Below are 17,171 nucleotides of genomic sequence, written 5' to 3'. Positions count from 1 at the left end.
AACTTATCAAAGCTATAGTTTAAAAACAGTATGCGTGCATACTATATATTTATAGTAAAGATTATAAACAGACCTAAAACTTACCTTGAATTTAAAAGACGGATATAATAACTATAAGAGGGAAGGAAACTATAGGTGGAGTAAATAAAAATCCTGTACCACAGTTCGGCCACCGTAGCTTTCTTTGTTCTGCACCAAACTATAGTTTAAATGTTGCCCACCCTGCTGCGTAGAAATGCCAAAACTAAAGTATCGTTTGCTGCAATAAATTTCTGAAAAGAGGTAATCAGTAAGCATATCCAAGGCCCCTAGTTCCTGCCCCTCAGTTGTGGTTGCAATGTATTGACAATGCGCTACTGTTGGGGTCTCGAAGAGCAGAATGCCAGCTAGCATTGCCCCTGCTTGTATAGTGGTGTATAGTTTAATATTGCTTGGGAATCGGCTGGCCAACAGCTTTATTTCTGCAGCGGTGTGTGTAGGTGCTGTGTTATATTTATTCTCTAGTAGCTGCCGGCTTATAGCTAAAAAGGCTTCATAATCCTGACTCTCTGCTATTTCTAAGCCAAGCTGCGCTGCTTGCTTTAATTTGCGTTTCCGGAGGGTATTGTAGGGTAGGCGTTTTTGGAGTTGGATAACCGTATTCAGGTCCCGGCGATAAAGCACAGCCTTATTCCTAAACAAAGCATACAGGTCTTCTTCGGCAGGTTGCTGGTGGTAAATGTGCGGAATAGCTTTGTAGTTTATACTTTCAAAACCCAGTTCTTTAAAGTATAAAATCATCGCATCAAGAACTTCCAGCATCAGCTGTGCTTTCATAGTTGCCCCACTTATCACGCCACCATATGTCAGTCCTCCATGCGACTGCACTTCTTTGCCCACTACATTCGCTGGAAGCAACGCCACCAGTTTTCCCTTTTTATAAAACAACAACGAATGGTCTTCAAAGCGGTCAGCGTGGTAGTCCATGTAGTTGCGTTGCAGCAGAAAGGTGCCGTTTTTAGAGGCTGCCACAAAAGCATCCCATACATCTTTATACTTCGCGCTATACTTTGCTATTTCCAACAGACCAGTGATTAAGAGGATTTTACTGATTTATAATGATTTCTATCTGAACTATAGCTTAGTAAGCATCGTGATTTCAACTCTCTAACTCCCAAATATAGTTACCTATTCAGCACGATACGGAATGTGGTGCCTTTGCCAACTTCCGAAGATTTTACATAGAGCCTGCCACGGTGGTAGTTGTCTATGATGCGTTTGGCGAGTGCTAACCCTAAACCCCAGCCACGTTTTTTGGTAGTAAAGCCAGGCAGAAAAACCGAATCCATTTTACTTTTCGGAATACCCTTACCCGTATCCGTTATGTCAATTGCCACGCTGCTTTTGCCTAGTAAAATAAGTTGCAAGGTTATGCTTCCACGACCTTCCATGGCATCTACTGCATTCTTACAAATATTCTCAATAACCCAGTCAAAAAGCGGCACATTTACTTTAGCTGTAATGTCCGGCGAAAAAGTAGTTACCACTTGCATCTCAACTTTGCGCGATATCCTGTTTTGCAGGTAGTTTATAGCATTTTGGGTTACCTGCAATATGTTTTCATCGCGCAGTAGTGGTACAGAGCCGATGTTAGAAAAGCGTTCTGTTATAATCTCCAGCCTGCGGATATCTTTCCAAAGCTCGGCAACTATAGGTTCGTTCTCAAATTTAGGACTGGCTTTCATGTACTCGTACCACGCCATCAGCGACGACAACGGTGTACCTAGCTGGTGTGCAGTCTCTTTGGCTAACCCAACCCAAACCCTGTTCTGTTCCGCTTTGCGCGAGTAGCTAAACGCAAAGTAAGCCATCAGTGCAAAGCAGGCAATAACCATCAACTGCACATACGGATAGTAACGCAATTGCGACAGCAGGTCCGAATCTTTATAGAAAACATAGTTCACCGATCCTTCTGCCCAAGGCACTACAATCGGTTCATGCTGCGCTTTCATTTTTTCGATCTGGCGCTGCAGCATCTCGTTCACTTTTTCCGGGTCATCGGCAATGTTTTCCGGGATGTGGATATTCTTAGAGTCAAGTATATTTTCTTTCTCGTCGGTAAGGATAACAGGCACCGTGGTGTTGGCTGACAGAATTTCTTCCTCTATAAATACGATATTGTCATCGGAGGGCGCGTTAATCATGTAGCGCAGGCCCTTAGCGTATAGTTGCACCAGTTCCTGCTCCCGCTCAGATAACTTACTTACCAGAATATTGGTATAGGTTATAGTTGCTGCCCCTATTATAAGCGCAATTATTACAACTATAAACTTTATCCTGTTTTTCTGAGAATAGATGGGTATCATGCAGGGAACACGAAAATTATTTGAATTTAGTATAAATTGAATAATAAGGGCAAGTAAGTTTTATTTTTGATAAATCAAACTGTAAATTTGCACTTTAGTATTTCTACAGCCACTATGCTACAGAATTTTAAAGCAATCAGCCTGTCTTACAAGAAAGCGCCGCTGGATATCAGGGAACTGATTGCCTTAGATGAAAACTCATGCAGGCAATTCCTCCAGAGGCTAAAGGATTTTATCCAGGCAACTGATATTCTGGTTCTTTCTACCTGCAACCGCACCGAGGTTTATTACAACGCCGATACCGACTATAGCCGAGAAATTGTAAAGTTGCTTGGCATTACAAAAGGCATCGACAACATATCGCAGTACTTCGATTACTTTACCATCCTGAACGAGCACAACGATGCCGTGCAGCATCTGTTCGATGTTTCGCTGGGTTTGGAGTCGCAGGTAGTAGGTGATATGCAAATAGCTAATCAGGCAAAACAGGCTTACCAGTGGTCTGCGGATAACGATACGGCCGGCCCGTTCCTGCACCGCCTGATGCACACCATTTTCTTCACGAACAAGCGTGTAGTGCAGGAAACTGCCTTCCGCGATGGTGCTGCCTCTACCTCGTATGCCGCAGTAGAACTGATAGAAGAACTGACTGCCGATATAGTTGATCCGAAAATTTTAGTTGTTGGTTTAGGTGAGATTGGTGCCGACGTGTGCCGTAACCTGAAAGACAGCAGCTTTACGGATGTAAAGATCACCAACCGCACATTAGCTAAGGCACAACACTTAGCCGAGGAGTGCAACATGCAGGTACTGCCTTTCGAAGATATCGTGCAAGGAATGAAAGATGCGGATGTGATCATCTCATCGGTGGCCCGCGAAACACCATTCTTTACAAAGGAAATGATCCAACGCCTGGATATTCTTTCATTTAAGTTTTTTGTTGACCTATCAGTGCCGCGTAGTGTAGAGACTGATGTGGAATCGATACCGGGAGTGTTGCTTTATAATATAGACACTATCCAGAACAAAGCATCAGAAGCATTACAGCAGCGCATCAATTCTATACCTAAAGTAAAAGCGATCATTGCGGAGTCTATCGAGCAGTTCAACGACTGGTCGAAGGAAATGGTAGTGTCGCCAACTATAAACAAGCTGAAAAATGCGCTGGAAACCATCCGCCAGGAAGAAATAGCGCGTTACATCAAAAAGCTTGGCCCTGAAGAAGCAAAGCACATAGATAGTATCACTAAATCTATGATGCAGAAGATCATAAAACTGCCGGTACTTCAACTAAAAGCAGCCTGCAAGCGTGGCGAAGCCGAGACACTGATCGATGTGCTAAACGACCTTTTCAACCTCGAAAATCAATCTGAAGAGATAGAACTATAACACTATATAAATAAGTGAATAGCTTATTTTTTTTAGTGAATGAAAAAGACCAAAGGCCTCCGTTAGCTTACTAAAAGCAAAAACGGAAGCCTTTGGTCTTTTCAGATCAAACTGACTTAACAGAATGTAGAGGTATTAGATATCAATACAGCACTCTTCCAGGCAATCAATTACATCAATAAGCTTCGGGATCGAAAGCGAGTAATAGATCTTTGTACCAACTTTAAACGAGGAGAGTACACCTTTATCTTTTAGCGTGATCAGGTGCTGGCTAGCAATGGCCTGCGGCAGATTCAGATACTTATATATCTCAGTTACAGTCATTTTCTCCTCCTTACCCAGCAGGTCGACAATAGCCAGTCTTTTAGGGTGAGCCAATACTTTTAGCATGGCAGCCGCCTTATCTATCTTCTTTGATTCAATTCGAGATAACAAACTTTTCATAATTTAAAATTATACCTAACAGTTTCTACATTATTTTACATCCTATTCATAATAAGATATATACGAGGCTTACGTTATTTGGCTGAACTGTTTATCAGCATTTTTTTAACTTCGCCACATGGATACTTATCACGTGATTGGTTTAATGTCCGGCACCTCTCTGGATGGCCTGGACATTGCGTATTGTAGACTTACGTATAAAAACAAAAATTGGATATATAATATACTTAATGCTGAAACATTACCTTATAGTGCAACCTGGATTGACTCTCTCCGTGGTGCCGAAACTACCGATGCCCAAAGTTTAGTTGCTCTCGATCATGCTTTCGGCAGGCACATGGGTGAGCAGGTACAGCAGTTTATACTTCGTAACAACCTTACTCCCGACTTTGTTGCCTCACACGGCCATACCATCTTTCACCAACCCGATAAACACATTTCGTTACAAATAGGAAATGGCGCTTACCTGGCTGCTTATACCAAATTGCCTGTAGTTTGCGACTTCCGGACACTGGATATTGCACTGGGTGGACAGGGAGCACCCTTGGTACCCATCGGTGACGAACTGCTTTTCGCGGAGTATGATTATTGCCTGAACCTGGGCGGCATCTCCAACATATCGTTTAACCACAACGGGCAGCGCATCGCGTATGATATATCGGTATGCAACATGTTGCTGAACACCCTTGCCAACGAAGCCGGCCTGAACTACGATGAAGATGGCAACCTGGCCCGTTCCGGCAAACTGGATACACCACTTCTCGATAAACTCAACGCGCCTGCATATTTCAGTCAGCCCTATCCGAAATCACTGGGCAAAGAATGGGCCCTAGAAAACAGCCTGCAAACTATAGCTAACAGCCCGGCAACTATAGCTGATAAACTAAATACTACCTGTCACCACATTGCACAACAAATTGCCAGGGCCTTACAGCCAGCCAACTATAAGCAACGCCTGCTGGCTACCGGTGGCGGCGCCTTTAACTTATACTTAATAGAACTGCTGCAGCAATATGCCGGCCCAAACTATAGTATAGAAGTGCCAGCTCCGGAGATCGTCTCTTTTAAGGAAGCGTTGGTATTTGCTTTTTTAGGCACACTGCGCTGGCGTAACGAAACCAACAGTTTACAAACTGTAACCGGAGCCAGCCGCAACAGTGTAGGCGGCGCCATTTATTGGGGCTAACCTGCACGCTCTATACTTATTTTGTACCTTTGCACCACAACCCGAATAACATCAAATAAACATGAAAGACTTACTCGCTAAATTCGAGAATAAAAGACCCGAAATAGTTTTTGAATGGAAAGATGCTGAAACAGAAGCCGAAGGCTGGGTGGTAATAAACTCGCTGCGTGGCGGAGCTGCCGGTGGCGGTACCCGCATGCGCAAAGGCCTGGATAAACGTGAGGTAGAATCGCTGGCTAAAACGATGGAAGTTAAGTTTACGGTTTCCGGTCCGGCTATAGGTGGTGCCAAATCTGGCATAAACTTCGACCCCGCCGACCCTCGCAAACGTGGTGTGCTGGAGCGTTGGTATAAAGCTGTTATTCCGCTACTTAAGAACTACTATGGTACTGGCGGCGACCTGAACGTAGACGAGATACACGAAGTAATTCCGATAACCGAAGACTATGGTTTATGGCATCCGCAGGAAGGTGTGGTGAACGGACACTTTCATGCTACCGAACCTCAGAAAATAAACAAGATAGGCCAGCTGCGCCAGGGTGTAATTAAGGTTATTGAAGACTCGAACTATACGCCTTCTGCAGCCCGCAAGTATACTATAGCTGATATGATCACAGGGTATGGCGTGGCCGAAGCGGTGCGTCATTACTATGGTATCTGGGGTGGCAAGTTTGAAGGCAAGCGGGCTATTATACAAGGCTGGGGCAATGTGGGTGCTGCAGCGGCTTACTACCTGGCAGCAAAAGGCGCGACTATAGTTGGTATCATTGACAGAGCCGGCGGACTTATAAACCCCGACGGCTATAGTTTCGAAGAGATCAGGGACCTGTTTTTTACCCGCCATGGCAATGCCTTACGCGCCAACAACCTGCTATCTTTTGAAGAAGTGAACAACCGTATCTGGTCTGTAAATGCGGAGATCTTTATACCGGCAGCGGCCTCGCGTTTGGTTACCAAAGACCAGTTGCAGCAAATGATCAGCAGTGGTCTTGAAGTTATTTCGTGTGGCGCTAACGTACCGTTCCAGGACCCGGAAATATTCTTTGGCCCAACCGGCGAATTTGCTGACCAGAACATAGCTGTTATCCCGGACTTTATTGCTAACTGCGGCATGGCGCGTGTATTTGCTTATTTAATGGAGAGCGAAGTAGAGATTACCGACGAAGCCATTTTCTCAGATATTTCTGCAACTATAGCCCGTGCGCTCGAGAAAACACATGCTAAAAGCGCAGCCTCCACAGAGATCGCTAAAACATCTTTCGAAATTGCCTTAAGCCAGTTACTATAACATGGATCTAACCTCCTGGAGAGAAATATTACGTTACGAGTTCCTGGGTAATACTGTAGCAAATTACCTATGGTTTGCAGGTATTTTGCTGTTTGGTTTCATCTTTAAAACGTTGTTGTCCAAGCTGGTATCTAGTTTACTTTACAAGCTGGTAAAGCGCTTCTCGCACGAAGATAATTTACCAGCTTTCAGGCGCCTGCTTATTCAGCCACTGGAAGTATTACTGTTCCTGGTGTTCCTGTACTTTGCTTTCCAGGTGCTTAAGTACCCCATGGACCCAAGCGAGATCCGTAAAGGTGACCCGTTCCTGAAAACGTTCCTGTTCCGTACCTATCAGGTATTTGTAATTGTGGCGCTCACGTGGGTAGTACTGCGTTTGGTAGATTTTGTGGGGCTTATTTTCCAGCATCGCACCGAACGCACCGCCTCTAAAATGGACGATCAGCTGGTTCCTTTCTTTAAGGATTTCGGTAAAGTAATGGTCGTGATATTCTCCATGATGATTATGCTGGGGACGGTGTTTGGCGTGAACGTAGCGGGATTTGTGGCAGGTTTGGGCGTAGGCGGTCTGGCCATTGCGTTTGCAGCCAAAGAGAGTCTCGAGAACCTGTTGGCATCCTTCACCATTTTCCTCGATCATCCGTTTGTTGTAGGCGACCTGGTAGAAGTCGGCGGCATTACGGGAACTATAGAAAAGATCGGTTTCCGGAGTACCCGAATTCGTACCCTGGAAAAGACTTTTGTGACCGTGCCTAACAAAAGCATGATTGATAAGCCGCTGAATAACCTGACACTGCGCACATTCAGGAGAGTTAGCTTCGACATTACGTTGACGTATGACACTACTTCTGCACAGATCAGGGCCATTGCCACCGAGCTACAGCAGTTTATAGACAGCCACCCCAATACAAATCAGGACGGCGTAGTACGTTTTCAGGCATTGGGGCCAAGTTCTAAAAACATCATGGTGCTATACTTTGTAGAGTCGATGGACTGGAACGAGTATGTGAACATTAAAGAGGAAATTACCTACAAAGTAGTGGAGATTGTTGAGCGCCACGGTGCCGAATTTGCTTTCCCGTCGCAAACGGTATACTTGCAGCAAAATACGCCTCCGGATGAAATACTTAACAGCACTGTAGTTGAAAAAAGCAAAGCTTCAGACTTTGAGTAACTATAAATAAAAAAGCCGGAGAAGCTCCGGCTTTTTTTTCACCCTTATATCTTTTGTCTGTCTACTTCAGACGTTACAGGTCCTTAGCTCATAGAACTATAAATAGAACCTATCTTTAAATAAAACCTTATCCCTACAAAACCACATCCTTATCAGGAATTGTAGTTTTGATTTCCTTAACGCACCTACTAAGGCTTAGTTACAATTTTTTTATAATTTTTTCGTTATACCCACCTTTATCAACCGTAAACACACCTGAATTTAATGCAAACAAATAATTAATATTTTACAATATAGTAGTAGCCAGATGAAGCTATATTCCGGAATTATATAGCCGCAGGATTTTATGAGTTTCAGACAGCCAATGTTATAGTTGTTGCCCTGGAGGTTTAGAGAAATGCCGCTTAGTGAGCTATAGTTACGGGGAGCTCTAAGGCGCTTGAAGTACTTGGAAAGCTATAGTTTAGTTGAAGTCGAAATACTCTCCTTCTTCCAGCTCTACGGTCTTTTCTTTTTTAACTGGTTTGTTGCCTTTCAGTATCTGCTTTATCTCCTGCCCCTCCTTTTTCAGGTCGTCTTTTATTTTTGCACGCACCCGGTCATCATCGTAGGCCAGTTTAAAGTTGTTTTCTTTTCCTTTCAATGTCAGGAAAAGCATGCCATTGCTTGCATCAGTATCTTCGGCCACTACCCCAAAAACAGAATCCTTATCAGGGCGCTTGCGCTGGAACAAGGGCATTTTTATCTTATAGTCCATGTCCTGGTCAAAAGTATGCATACCAGATATAGACACCGAAGGCAACGGCGACAGGTTAGTACGGATATCCATTTCGGGGATGTAGATAGTGCGCTGCTGTATGTAAAAGTTATTATGCAGCTCCGAAAACCGCATATTAGACAGCTCAGACCGCTTCACAAAAGCCGACATTTTCTGCATTGGGGCAAAGTTCAGGAGCTGGCCGTTACGTATTGTCGCTTCTATTTCGGCTTCCAGCAGGTCAGTCTTCGGGTTTAGCTGGCTGTCCAGGTACACATCCGATATGATATTGGCCGTGAGGCTGCCTTTAAGGTTCCGGTCAAGTATAAAGTCCTGGTTAAAGTTTTCGAACACATAGAACAGGCTATCTACGCTCATGTTATTAAGCCTGGTAGCTGTGCTTAGTTTAATATGGTTACGCTGGCGTGCATCCATACTTCCGCGCACCGCAAAGTTACCACCAATGGCGCTAAACGAGATATTAGGTGTCGTGATAACCTGGTTGCGGAGTGTTACTTCCCCTTTTATATTCTCCCCTCTAAACCTACGGAACTGCATTTTTTTAACAGATGCCGAGAGGTTAAAGGCAATATCCGGGGAAACCTCCAGCCGGTAGCCTGACTCACTTTTACGGGCACTAGCCGGGGTATTCAAATCTTCGCGAAGCAGTTGGTCGAAGTTGAGATAATTACTGCTGAAATCGGCATCTACCATTAGCCGTTGTTTATCGAGCAGCAACCACGCCATTACGTTGTTAAATAAGCCATTCAGCACAAAATCAGAAGCACCTAACTTACCCCTGAAATCTGACACCGCTACATCGTTGCGCTTAAACATAAAGTTGCCATACATGCCATTTACCGGAAGCGGCAGGTCGGCTAGGTGCAGGTTAACATTGTGCAAGGTGATGTCGCCGGAAGTATTAACTGTGTTGTTTCCGGGCCTTGCCTTAAACTCATTAAAATTGCCTGAGAACGCGATCTTTACATCGGCTAGTCCGCTGCCACTTTTTACCTGCTCCAGTTGCAGCAGTCCCAAAACGTAGGCCACATCTACCATGCCGCGCAGGTCAAAAGCTATAGTTGGGTTTTTAAAGTTGCTATAAGATACATTGCCATAAAAGGGCCTGTTATTTAAAGAGCCTTTCAGGTTTTTGAGGGTAAGTGCCGATGTAGAGGAATTTTGTTTTGCTCCGTTGGTAAAGCTACCTTCAAAGTTCAGCTTTTCTATGCGTTGTTTTACATCCGGGTGATAAAAGGTAGCATTGCGGCAGCCAAAATTAAACGCAATTGCCGGGCTCTTTTCAGGTGACACTTCGCCTTTTATTGTTCCGTTAAAATACACTTCACCATCAGAGCGGTACTGGTTAAACTCTTTGGTTATATGCTGCGGCAACAACGATAGCATAGATTGAATGCTGGTGTTCTTGCCTTTCAGCGTGAGGTTTAAAGCTGTAGTGCCTGCATAGTTTATAGTTCCGGCAACTTCGTAAGCTGCTTTTTCTACTTCTATTACCGATGGCTCCAGTGTTATTGTTTTCTTTTGCCTTTCGAGCTGCAGCCTGGTGGCCAGCGTCACTCTCTTTGCCTTAAAATACTCGCCAGAACTTATTTTTATGGTATTTATAGTTGCATCGCCATTTGCTTCTATAGTTATAAATTGCGGAGTTATAGCTAAAGCGGCTTTAAGTTGATGCGCATCTGCTTCATAACTCTGCCCAAGTTTAAGGTCGTTGTAGAGAATTGCTACATTCTGGAGGTTTATCTCTTTCAGGTCAAAGGCAAAATCATTGTTAGCAGTGGCAGTTGTATCCGTTTTAATGATCTCATAGTTTACGCTACCATCCTGCAGCACCCGTACATAAATAGCACCGTCTTCCAGGTATAGTTCGTTTACATTATACTTACCCCGCACTACATCCCAAATACTAAACGTAAAGTATAGCTTGCTTAGCTTCGCCAAAGATGCATCACTCCCGGGCACAGCTTCCACTATATTTACTTTATCCAGCGATACGGCTACCTGCGGAAACTTATCCAAAAGCGAAAGCGAGATCTTCTCTACCTCCACTTTTGTTTTGATATGCTTGTTGGCTTCTGTTACAAAAAGCGCAATTATCTGATCCTGATAAACATACACCAAGGTAAAGGCTATACCCAAAACAGCCGCTATAGAAACAGCTGCATAAAATAGCACTTTTTTAACAAGACCTTTTCGCTTCAAGAGAATTATCAGATTTTAAGCATCTTACAAAAGATAAAGGTACAGCAGTAATTACAGGCGAACAATAGCTTACTTACCCAGAAAAAAAAATTAAGAAATTTTTTTCAAATGTTTTGCAGTTAAAAAAATAAGCCCCATATTTGCATCATCAAACGGGGACAACAGGTCAACGAAACGATAAAAAGGGGTGTTAGCTCAGCTGGTTCAGAGCACCTGCCTTACAAGCAGGGGGTCACTGGTTCGAATCCAGTACGCCCCACAAAGGACAACTCAAAAAGTTGTCCTTTTTTTATGTCCATACTTTTCTGAATACCTTCCTTCTCCTTCTGCTAACTATAGTTTAACGCCACCTTACAGGCAATAGTATAATACCCTGATTTACATTCGCTTGTAGGCGCAGGTTACAGATGCTCTTATCTGAAACAGGATTTATGCATTGGCAGGGCTTTCAAACCTCCTACCGCCCGGAGATTCAATGAGTTACCCTCGAACTCTCGTTCTCGGCAGTCTAAAGCAGGGAATTTTTTGCTTTTGTCATCCTGAAAGGATCTTGTGTGAAGTGAGGTCAAGCCATTGCTATAACACACCCCTACCCCTCTCAAGAGGGGAATTGAGATACTGTTATAGTTGGATCTATAGTTTCATAGTTGCTATTTCACCTCAACCCAACCTTCTCCTAAAAACAGGAGAGGGAGTTTCTGCCTTTGCTATAGTTAAAACTATAGTTTTGTAGTTGCAACCCAACATCGAACAGGTCGCGACCTGTCCCTACGAAAATACAGCGCCGATCAATTTCGAAGCTTAAAAGTTCAAACTATAGTTACAGGTACATAGTAGAAAGATCACAGTCTTTGGGTTGAGCGCCTTTGATTTGTTGCGGTGGCGCAGCAAATCTGAGGCACGAGGATAGCAAGAAAGCAGCAGCGCGATGCCCGAAGACGGGGCCTCCCGGCCGTGAGGGAGCCAAGCCAACTATAGAACTATAGGTGAGTAAAGCTCTTAGGAATAAAGATTGTTTGAAAGGATAGCTTGGATAAAGGAAGTATAGTTTGCAACTATAGGGCACATAAGATTTCTCACAGCTACGCTGTCTCTCTTCAACTCACGCCTTGAGAATGCTCGAAATGATAGCTATTCAACTATAGCATTAGACGCTAGCAAGAACTGCGCACACTGCTAGGTCATAAATTGAACAGATTTCTCACTGAGGCTCAAAATGACAGGAAAGGGCTCCCCTATTCTACTCCCTTTACTTTAGCCAAAAACCCTTCATGTAATTGCAGCACCTGCGGGATAAGTAATTGCTGGTCGTCGTTATAGATGACATGCTGGGCACGTGCCATTTTATCTTCTTCTTTCAGCTGCTTGCTAATAATGGCTTCTATATCCTGTTGGGTACGGTGTGGGTCGCGTTGCAGCAGTCGCTTTATCCGTACTTCCATGGGTGCAAAAACAGCAATGATCTCATCCATTTGGCGCCAGGCTTCAGATTCGTACATGAGCGCGGCTTCTTTAACGATATAGGGAGCAGTCTGATTTGATTCTACCCAATCAGTAAAGTCTTTGCCAACATGTGGGTGTACGAGGCTGTTCAATAACTTAAGATTCTCAGGATTATGGAAAGCCGCTTGGGCAAGGTAAATTCGGTTCAGCTCTCCGTCCGGTGTGTAGGCTTCAGGACCAAAAGCAGCTGTCAGTTCCTGTTTTAAGGCTTCATCGTAACGCATTACCCATTTAGCGCGCGTATCGGCATCATAAACAGGTATACCAAGCAAAGCAAACATCCGGCATACTACTGATTTGCCAACTCCTATTCCTCCGGTAATCCCTATCTTCAGCATCTTATTGCAGCACTACTTTTATGCGTTGCGGCATTAAGGTTACGTTACGCACCCCAACAGGCTTTTGTATCAGTTCCGGTGTTACTGTAGAGTCCTGCGGGTTATAGTTGGCAAAATTAAGGATGGCTTTAAATGACTCGCGGTTAAGTTGCACCACAGAATCCTCGAAGAGCTGGTACCGTACCAGCACGACAGTTGGCTTAATAGCAACCACTTTCCCTTGTGGCACATTTACCATTTCGGGTATCAGCTGTCGTTCTTCCTGCACCAGAGGCGCTACCTTTATAGTTGCCTCTGTGTTTGTTATGTTAGCCTCTACCAGCTCCTGATCTTTATAGCTTATAGGCACATCTACTTTCGTTGAAGCATTCAGGTTGGTATTGGACAAGCGCACCAGTAAAGGGCTTGGTATTTTTTCTATCAATGATGAGGGGCCTGTAAAAGTAACAGAATCAGGCGTAAGTTTAACCGGTGCTGAAACCTCATATCCGTCGGCGGTTATTTTCTGCTTAGGGTCTAAGCGTAGCGCAATAGTACGCTTTACTTTTGTGTCGAAATGAAATGCAAGCGTATCGGTAACCACAAAGTTAAGCTGCAGGCCGTTCATGGCATTTACAAGCGCGGGGCGCAGGGCAGAGCCTAACAGGTAATTGTTTCGGGGGGTATTACGGATGTGAATTTCGGCAGGCTGTACTTCCAGGCGAAGTGCTTTGCGCAGCAGTTTCCATCCTTTGGCGGTTACGTTTACAACAACTTCTTCGGGCAGCGGCTTTATCGGCACCAGCAGTCGTTCGTTATAAACAAATTTTACCGGGTAAGTTGTTTGCGTAGAGTAACTCTTGTTTAAGGCATTAAGCAGCCAGAAGGTAGAAGCCGCCACAAAACAAAGCAGCACTACTCGCCAGTACTGCTTTGTTTGTGGCCTGAATGGCTTCATGAACCATATTACTATATTTTTGGCTGCTTCAAAAGGCAATGGTCGCTAGCTATTTGTTTGCGGATTAACCCTTGCCGTGGCTTCCATCGAAACCGCCGACTTATCAAATGTCAGGCGAACTCCTTTATCCACTTCTACTACCAGCGTATCATCTTCTACGGCAACAAGTTTACCGTGCAATCCGCCTATAGTTACAATGTTCATCCCTTTAGTTAATTCATCACGGAATTTCTTCTGGTCCTTAGCTTTTTTCTGCTGCGGACGAATCATGAAAAAGTAAAACACCAGGATGATGGCGCCAAACATCAATAACTGAGGCAATATACCTCCGTCTGCGCTGGCTTGTAAAAGTATGGTCTGCATTATTATGTTATAAGGGTCGTATTAGTTTCTTTTTACCGGGCCTTCAGCACCTGCTGTAGGTATGCTGCTTGCCTCTACAGTACCTTTAAGCGATACCTGGGTAATGTTAGGCTCAGTGTTGGCACGGATCGTAACCATTGGTGCCTGCTGGCCGGCTTTGCCCGTGCTGTTAAACTGCACTTTAATTTCGCCGGTCTGGCCTGGTGCAACCGGTTCTTTTGTCCACTCAGGCACAGTACAGCCACAAGATGCAGAAGCGTTCTCGATAATTAGCGGCTCTTTACCTGTGTTTGTAAACGTGAACGTGTGGTTAATAACTTCACCCTGCTTTACAGTACCAAAGTCATACACTGTCTCTTTAAAAGACATTGCCGGCGCATTTGGGTTTGCCGGGGTAGCAGCAGTTTGCTCTGTTGTAGCAATGTTAGGGTTTGCTACAGTAGCATCTGCAGTAGGTGTGGCAGCAGTTGCCTCAGTGCCTGTAGTTGCTGTGTCAGTAGTGTTTTCCTGGTTGCAGCTTGTAGCCATTAAAGCCACAGCCATTGCAAAAGTAAAAATCAGATTCTTTTTCATACTATAATAACAACTGGTTACTAGGTTATAGTTTAGAGATGATATGCTGTGCAAATTCCATAGTTCCGGCTTTACCGCCAAGGTCGCCTGTGCACTCTTCCTTATTAGCTAATGTAGCATCCAAAGCCGCTTCTATTTTATAAGCCTGTTCTTTCAGGTCGATGTGGTGCAGCATCATGATTGCCGAACGTAATAAGGCAGTAGGGTTAGCTATACCTTTGCCTGCAATATCCGGAGCAGAACCATGCACTGCTTCAAATATAGCCATGTCGTCGCCTATATTGGCACCCGCTACCACACCTAAACCACCTACAAGGCCGGCACACAAATCTGAAAGTATATCGCCAAACAGGTTTGTAGTTACAATAACGTCAAATTGCTCCGGTTTTACAACCAGCTGCATGCACATATTGTCAATGATCTTGTCATCAGCCTGTATATGCGGGTATTGTTTGGCAACATCGTTAAAGATACCCAGGAACAAAGCACCTGCGCCTTTCAGGATGTTGGCTTTATGAACAGCCGTTACTTTTTTGCAACCGTGCTTGTCAGCATAAGCAAAAGCAGCCTTAATAATCTTTTCGCAACCCAGTCGTGTAATACGGGCAACCGAGTCAGAGATCTGCAGGCGCTCGTCAAACATCTCAAGGCCAGAGTATAAGCCTTCGGTATTCTCGCGGAACAGCACCGAGTTTACATTCTCGAACTTGGTTACTAATCCTTTGGTAGTTTTAGCCGGTCTTACATTTGAGTATAAGTCAAACTTCTGGCGCAGCTGCACATTTATACTTTTAAAGCCTTTGCCAACCGGCGTTGTGATCGGGCCTTTAAGGGCTACTCTGTTTTTTTCAAGAGAGGCGATCAGTGTGGCTGGTATCAGCTCCCCGATAGCATCAAAAGTGGTTTGTCCGGCATTTTCTTCTTCCCATGTTACGGGCACATTAGCTGCAGCAAATATCGCTTTTACAGCTTCTGTAATTTCCGGTCCTATTCCGTCTCCCGGAATAAGTGTTATTTGTCTCATATCTATAGTTCTTTCCGGCTATTAATTTCGTTTATCAGTGAGTCTACATCACCTAACAGCTTCTCGGCTTTGCTTTTGGCATCCTGTATCACACGCTGTCCTTCTGATTTTGCACTCGATGGCAGGTTATCGCCTTTAGCCACCAATTGCTCTAACAGGTCAGAAAGCGTATCGCGGTATTTCTCTAAACGGTAGCTAAGCCAGCTGCGCGTTTCCTGGCCTTTTTCAGGAGCGAACAAAATGCCCGCTGCTGCGCCTACTGCCGCGCCAGATGCAAAAGCCAATATGGCGGTTGTCTTCTTACCCATAGTTTTATGCTTATATATCGAATTCTATTTATTTAAAACTCCTTACGATGAATCAGGCCTTTTGATAGCCTTTGCGCAAAACTTATTTGTTATCTATAAGCCCGCGGCCAGATTTACGTATGTCGCCTTTCGTTACGAGTTCCTGGGCCATCTTATCGAGCACGCCATTTATAAACTGCTTGCTTTTTGGTGTACTATACAGCTTGGATATCTCGATGTATTCGTTGATGGTAACTTTAACAGGTATGCTGCGGAAGATGTGCATCTCGCAAAGTGCCATCTTAAGTATGATCTTATCCAGAAGTGCTACACGCTCCACGTCCCAGTTCTGCACGCTGGCCGCGATCATGGCTTCATACTTCTCGTCTTCCTGCAGGGTTTGTTTGTAAAGCTCCTCAAAGAATGCCTTATCATCTTCCCAGTTCGGCGACAGGTCCAGCAAGGTTACCTCTTCGGCATTGCCCTCGGCCTCTTCCCCAAACATCTTCAGGGTTTTGTTTACCAGGCTCTTTACAATGGCTTTGTTTTCGGCCCAGTTCAGGTCCTGCTCTTCAAACAAAGATTGTAAAGTTTTTTCTTTAAAGATAATGTTTTTATAAATATGTTTGATCAGCTCAAAGTCGTCTGTAAGCGACGGAGACGGGTTTTGCAGGTAGGCTAAGAACACCTCATCCTGTTTAATTACAGATTTATATACCTGGCGGATCTCGCTTACATCGGAGCCCCAGCTAATGTTGCGGCGAATGATGTGCTGCTGGTAAGATTTGTTGTTGAGGATACGCTGCACCAGTTGGTTGCGCAGGAATTGCTTCACATCCGGGCCTGTGGCTTCTGTAAAGCGGTTGCTTCTTTTCTCTTCTTCTTCCTGCACCAGGTCGGTGAGCACGTTCAGTAACTGTAGATTAGCCAGGTAGTGGTCATAAATACGCTCAACGGCAACCAGCATCTGGTCGTGGTAGTAGCGCAGATCTTTTCTGGTCTGGTTCTGGTAGCTTACAACCGCCCTGTTTACCGCATCTACTATTTCCTTGTCTGCATCTTCTGCATCGAACTGGCGCTTCTCGTACCACTCCTTAAAAAGCAGCGTTGCTATCTGCTTTTGGCCTTCGAGCAGTTTTCTGTCCTGCACTTCCATCGCGTTCAGATCTGGTGCAAAGTCTTCTCCTATCTGGTCCAGTGCCAGCAAATAGTCAGAACCTTCGGCCTGCATGTATGCATAAATTGCCTGCATGGCTTTAATTCGTAGTGTTCTGCGGTTAAGCATAATTAATTGTATAAAGAACGTGTTGTAATAGAATGATTTATAGTTAGGTTTTTGA

General features: G+C 44.5%; 15 protein-coding genes and 1 tRNA gene. 5 read left to right on the top strand and 11 right to left on the bottom strand.

Annotated elements, in window-relative coordinates; all coding sequences use genetic code 11:
• Nucleotides 1-129 precede the first annotated feature (129 nt).
• Both GWO68_RS15315 and GWO68_RS15310 read right to left on the bottom strand, forming a co-directional pair.
• Entirely contained in the window at nt 130-1,062 is a 933-nt protein-coding gene (locus GWO68_RS15315; protein WP_235942090.1) for a GNAT family N-acetyltransferase, read from the bottom strand.
• Between the two features lie 101 nt (nt 1,063-1,163).
• Entirely contained in the window at nt 1,164-2,345 is a 1,182-nt protein-coding gene (locus tag GWO68_RS15310) for an ATP-binding protein (protein WP_162347345.1), read from the bottom strand.
• A gap of 114 nt (nt 2,346-2,459) precedes the next feature.
• On the opposite strand from GWO68_RS15310, the gene hemA reads away from it, so the two are divergent.
• Nucleotides 2,460-3,734, top strand: a complete 1,275-nt coding sequence (gene hemA / locus GWO68_RS15305) for a glutamyl-tRNA reductase (RefSeq protein ID WP_162347344.1) — start codon at nt 2,460-2,462, stop codon at nt 3,732-3,734.
• Between the two features lie 135 nt (nt 3,735-3,869).
• On the opposite strand, the gene GWO68_RS15300 is transcribed toward hemA, so the two are convergent.
• Nucleotides 3,870-4,178, bottom strand: coding sequence for an ArsR/SmtB family transcription factor (locus GWO68_RS15300; protein WP_162347343.1), 309 nt, complete (start codon nt 4,176-4,178; stop codon nt 3,870-3,872).
• A 118-nt stretch (nt 4,179-4,296) separates the two neighbouring features.
• Between GWO68_RS15300 and GWO68_RS15295 the strand changes: the two genes are divergently transcribed.
• From GWO68_RS15295 to GWO68_RS15285, 3 genes are all read left to right on the top strand, one after another.
• On the top strand, nt 4,297-5,364 hold the full coding sequence (locus tag GWO68_RS15295) for an anhydro-N-acetylmuramic acid kinase (RefSeq protein ID WP_162347342.1): 1,068 nt from the start codon (nt 4,297-4,299) through the stop codon (nt 5,362-5,364).
• Nucleotides 5,365-5,425: 61 nt separating this feature from the next.
• Nucleotides 5,426-6,652, top strand: coding sequence for a Glu/Leu/Phe/Val dehydrogenase dimerization domain-containing protein (locus tag GWO68_RS15290; protein ID WP_162347341.1), 1,227 nt, complete (start codon nt 5,426-5,428; stop codon nt 6,650-6,652).
• Between the two features lies 1 nt (nt 6,653).
• Entirely contained in the window at nt 6,654-7,826 is a 1,173-nt protein-coding gene (locus GWO68_RS15285; protein ID WP_162347340.1) for a mechanosensitive ion channel family protein, read from the top strand.
• A gap of 463 nt (nt 7,827-8,289) precedes the next feature.
• Here GWO68_RS15285 and GWO68_RS15280 read toward each other — a convergent pair whose 3' ends face one another.
• Nucleotides 8,290-10,806: an AsmA-like C-terminal region-containing protein gene (locus GWO68_RS15280; RefSeq protein ID WP_162347339.1), complete on the bottom strand. Its 2,517-nt coding sequence runs from the start codon at nt 10,804-10,806 to the stop codon at nt 8,290-8,292.
• Nucleotides 10,807-10,990: 184 nt separating this feature from the next.
• On the opposite strand from GWO68_RS15280, the gene GWO68_RS15275 reads away from it, so the two are divergent.
• A tRNA-Val gene (locus tag GWO68_RS15275) sits at nt 10,991-11,065 on the top strand.
• Nucleotides 11,066-12,041: 976 nt separating this feature from the next.
• Here the strand turns inward: GWO68_RS15275 and coaE are convergent.
• From coaE to nusB, 7 genes are all read right to left on the bottom strand, one after another.
• Nucleotides 12,042-12,647: a dephospho-CoA kinase gene (coaE, locus tag GWO68_RS15270; protein WP_162347338.1), complete on the bottom strand. Its 606-nt coding sequence runs from the start codon at nt 12,645-12,647 to the stop codon at nt 12,042-12,044.
• A gap of 1 nt (nt 12,648) precedes the next feature.
• A complete protein-coding gene (locus GWO68_RS15265; RefSeq protein ID WP_235942089.1) occupies nt 12,649-13,584 on the bottom strand; it encodes a YbbR-like domain-containing protein in 936 nt (311 codons plus the stop codon).
• 45 nt (nt 13,585-13,629) lie between these two features.
• On the bottom strand, nt 13,630-13,947 hold the full coding sequence (gene yajC, locus GWO68_RS15260; protein ID WP_162347336.1) for a preprotein translocase subunit YajC: 318 nt from the start codon (nt 13,945-13,947) through the stop codon (nt 13,630-13,632).
• A gap of 21 nt (nt 13,948-13,968) precedes the next feature.
• Nucleotides 13,969-14,520 carry a DUF1573 domain-containing protein gene (locus tag GWO68_RS15255; protein WP_162347335.1) on the bottom strand — a complete coding sequence of 184 codons (552 nt, stop codon included), beginning with the start codon at nt 14,518-14,520 and terminating at the stop codon, nt 13,969-13,971.
• Nucleotides 14,521-14,545: 25 nt separating this feature from the next.
• Nucleotides 14,546-15,544 carry an isocitrate/isopropylmalate dehydrogenase family protein gene (locus GWO68_RS15250; RefSeq protein WP_162347334.1) on the bottom strand — a complete coding sequence of 333 codons (999 nt, stop codon included), beginning with the start codon at nt 15,542-15,544 and terminating at the stop codon, nt 14,546-14,548.
• A 2-nt stretch (nt 15,545-15,546) separates the two neighbouring features.
• On the bottom strand, nt 15,547-15,852 hold the full coding sequence (locus tag GWO68_RS15245; RefSeq protein WP_162347333.1) for a YtxH domain-containing protein: 306 nt from the start codon (nt 15,850-15,852) through the stop codon (nt 15,547-15,549).
• A gap of 82 nt (nt 15,853-15,934) precedes the next feature.
• On the bottom strand, nt 15,935-17,116 hold the full coding sequence (gene nusB / locus GWO68_RS15240; RefSeq protein ID WP_162347332.1) for a transcription antitermination factor NusB: 1,182 nt from the start codon (nt 17,114-17,116) through the stop codon (nt 15,935-15,937).
• Nucleotides 17,117-17,171 lie beyond the last annotated feature (55 nt).

Source organism: Pontibacter fetidus (genome assembly GCF_010119545.1).
Classification (GTDB): Bacteria; Bacteroidota; Bacteroidia; order Cytophagales; family Hymenobacteraceae; genus Pontibacter; species Pontibacter fetidus.
This window is presented reverse-complemented; position numbering and strand designations above follow the sequence as displayed.

Bases quoted from the DNA above. Each gene is read 5' to 3' on its own strand.
- GWO68_RS15255 (WP_162347335.1), bottom strand. From the start codon at position 14,520: ATGAAAAAGAATCTGATTTTTACTTTTGCAATGGCTGTGGCTTTAATG.
- nusB (WP_162347332.1), bottom strand. From the start codon at position 17,116: ATGCTTAACCGCAGAACACTACGAATTAAAGCCATGCAGGCAATTTAT.
- GWO68_RS15295 (WP_162347342.1), top strand. From the start codon at position 4,297: ATGGATACTTATCACGTGATTGGTTTAATGTCCGGCACCTCTCTGGAT.
- GWO68_RS15265 (WP_235942089.1), bottom strand. From the start codon at position 13,584: ATGAAGCCATTCAGGCCACAAACAAAGCAGTACTGGCGAGTAGTGCTG.
- GWO68_RS15245 (WP_162347333.1), bottom strand. From the start codon at position 15,852: ATGGGTAAGAAGACAACCGCCATATTGGCTTTTGCATCTGGCGCGGCA.
- GWO68_RS15250 (WP_162347334.1), bottom strand. From the start codon at position 15,544: ATGAGACAAATAACACTTATTCCGGGAGACGGAATAGGACCGGAAATT.
- GWO68_RS15310 (WP_162347345.1), bottom strand. From the start codon at position 2,345: ATGATACCCATCTATTCTCAGAAAAACAGGATAAAGTTTATAGTTGTA.
- yajC (WP_162347336.1), bottom strand. From the start codon at position 13,947: ATGCAGACCATACTTTTACAAGCCAGCGCAGACGGAGGTATATTGCCT.
- GWO68_RS15285 (WP_162347340.1), top strand. From the start codon at position 6,654: ATGGATCTAACCTCCTGGAGAGAAATATTACGTTACGAGTTCCTGGGT.
- coaE (WP_162347338.1), bottom strand. From the start codon at position 12,647: ATGCTGAAGATAGGGATTACCGGAGGAATAGGAGTTGGCAAATCAGTA.
- GWO68_RS15300 (WP_162347343.1), bottom strand. From the start codon at position 4,178: ATGAAAAGTTTGTTATCTCGAATTGAATCAAAGAAGATAGATAAGGCG.
- GWO68_RS15290 (WP_162347341.1), top strand. From the start codon at position 5,426: ATGAAAGACTTACTCGCTAAATTCGAGAATAAAAGACCCGAAATAGTT.
- hemA (WP_162347344.1), top strand. From the start codon at position 2,460: ATGCTACAGAATTTTAAAGCAATCAGCCTGTCTTACAAGAAAGCGCCG.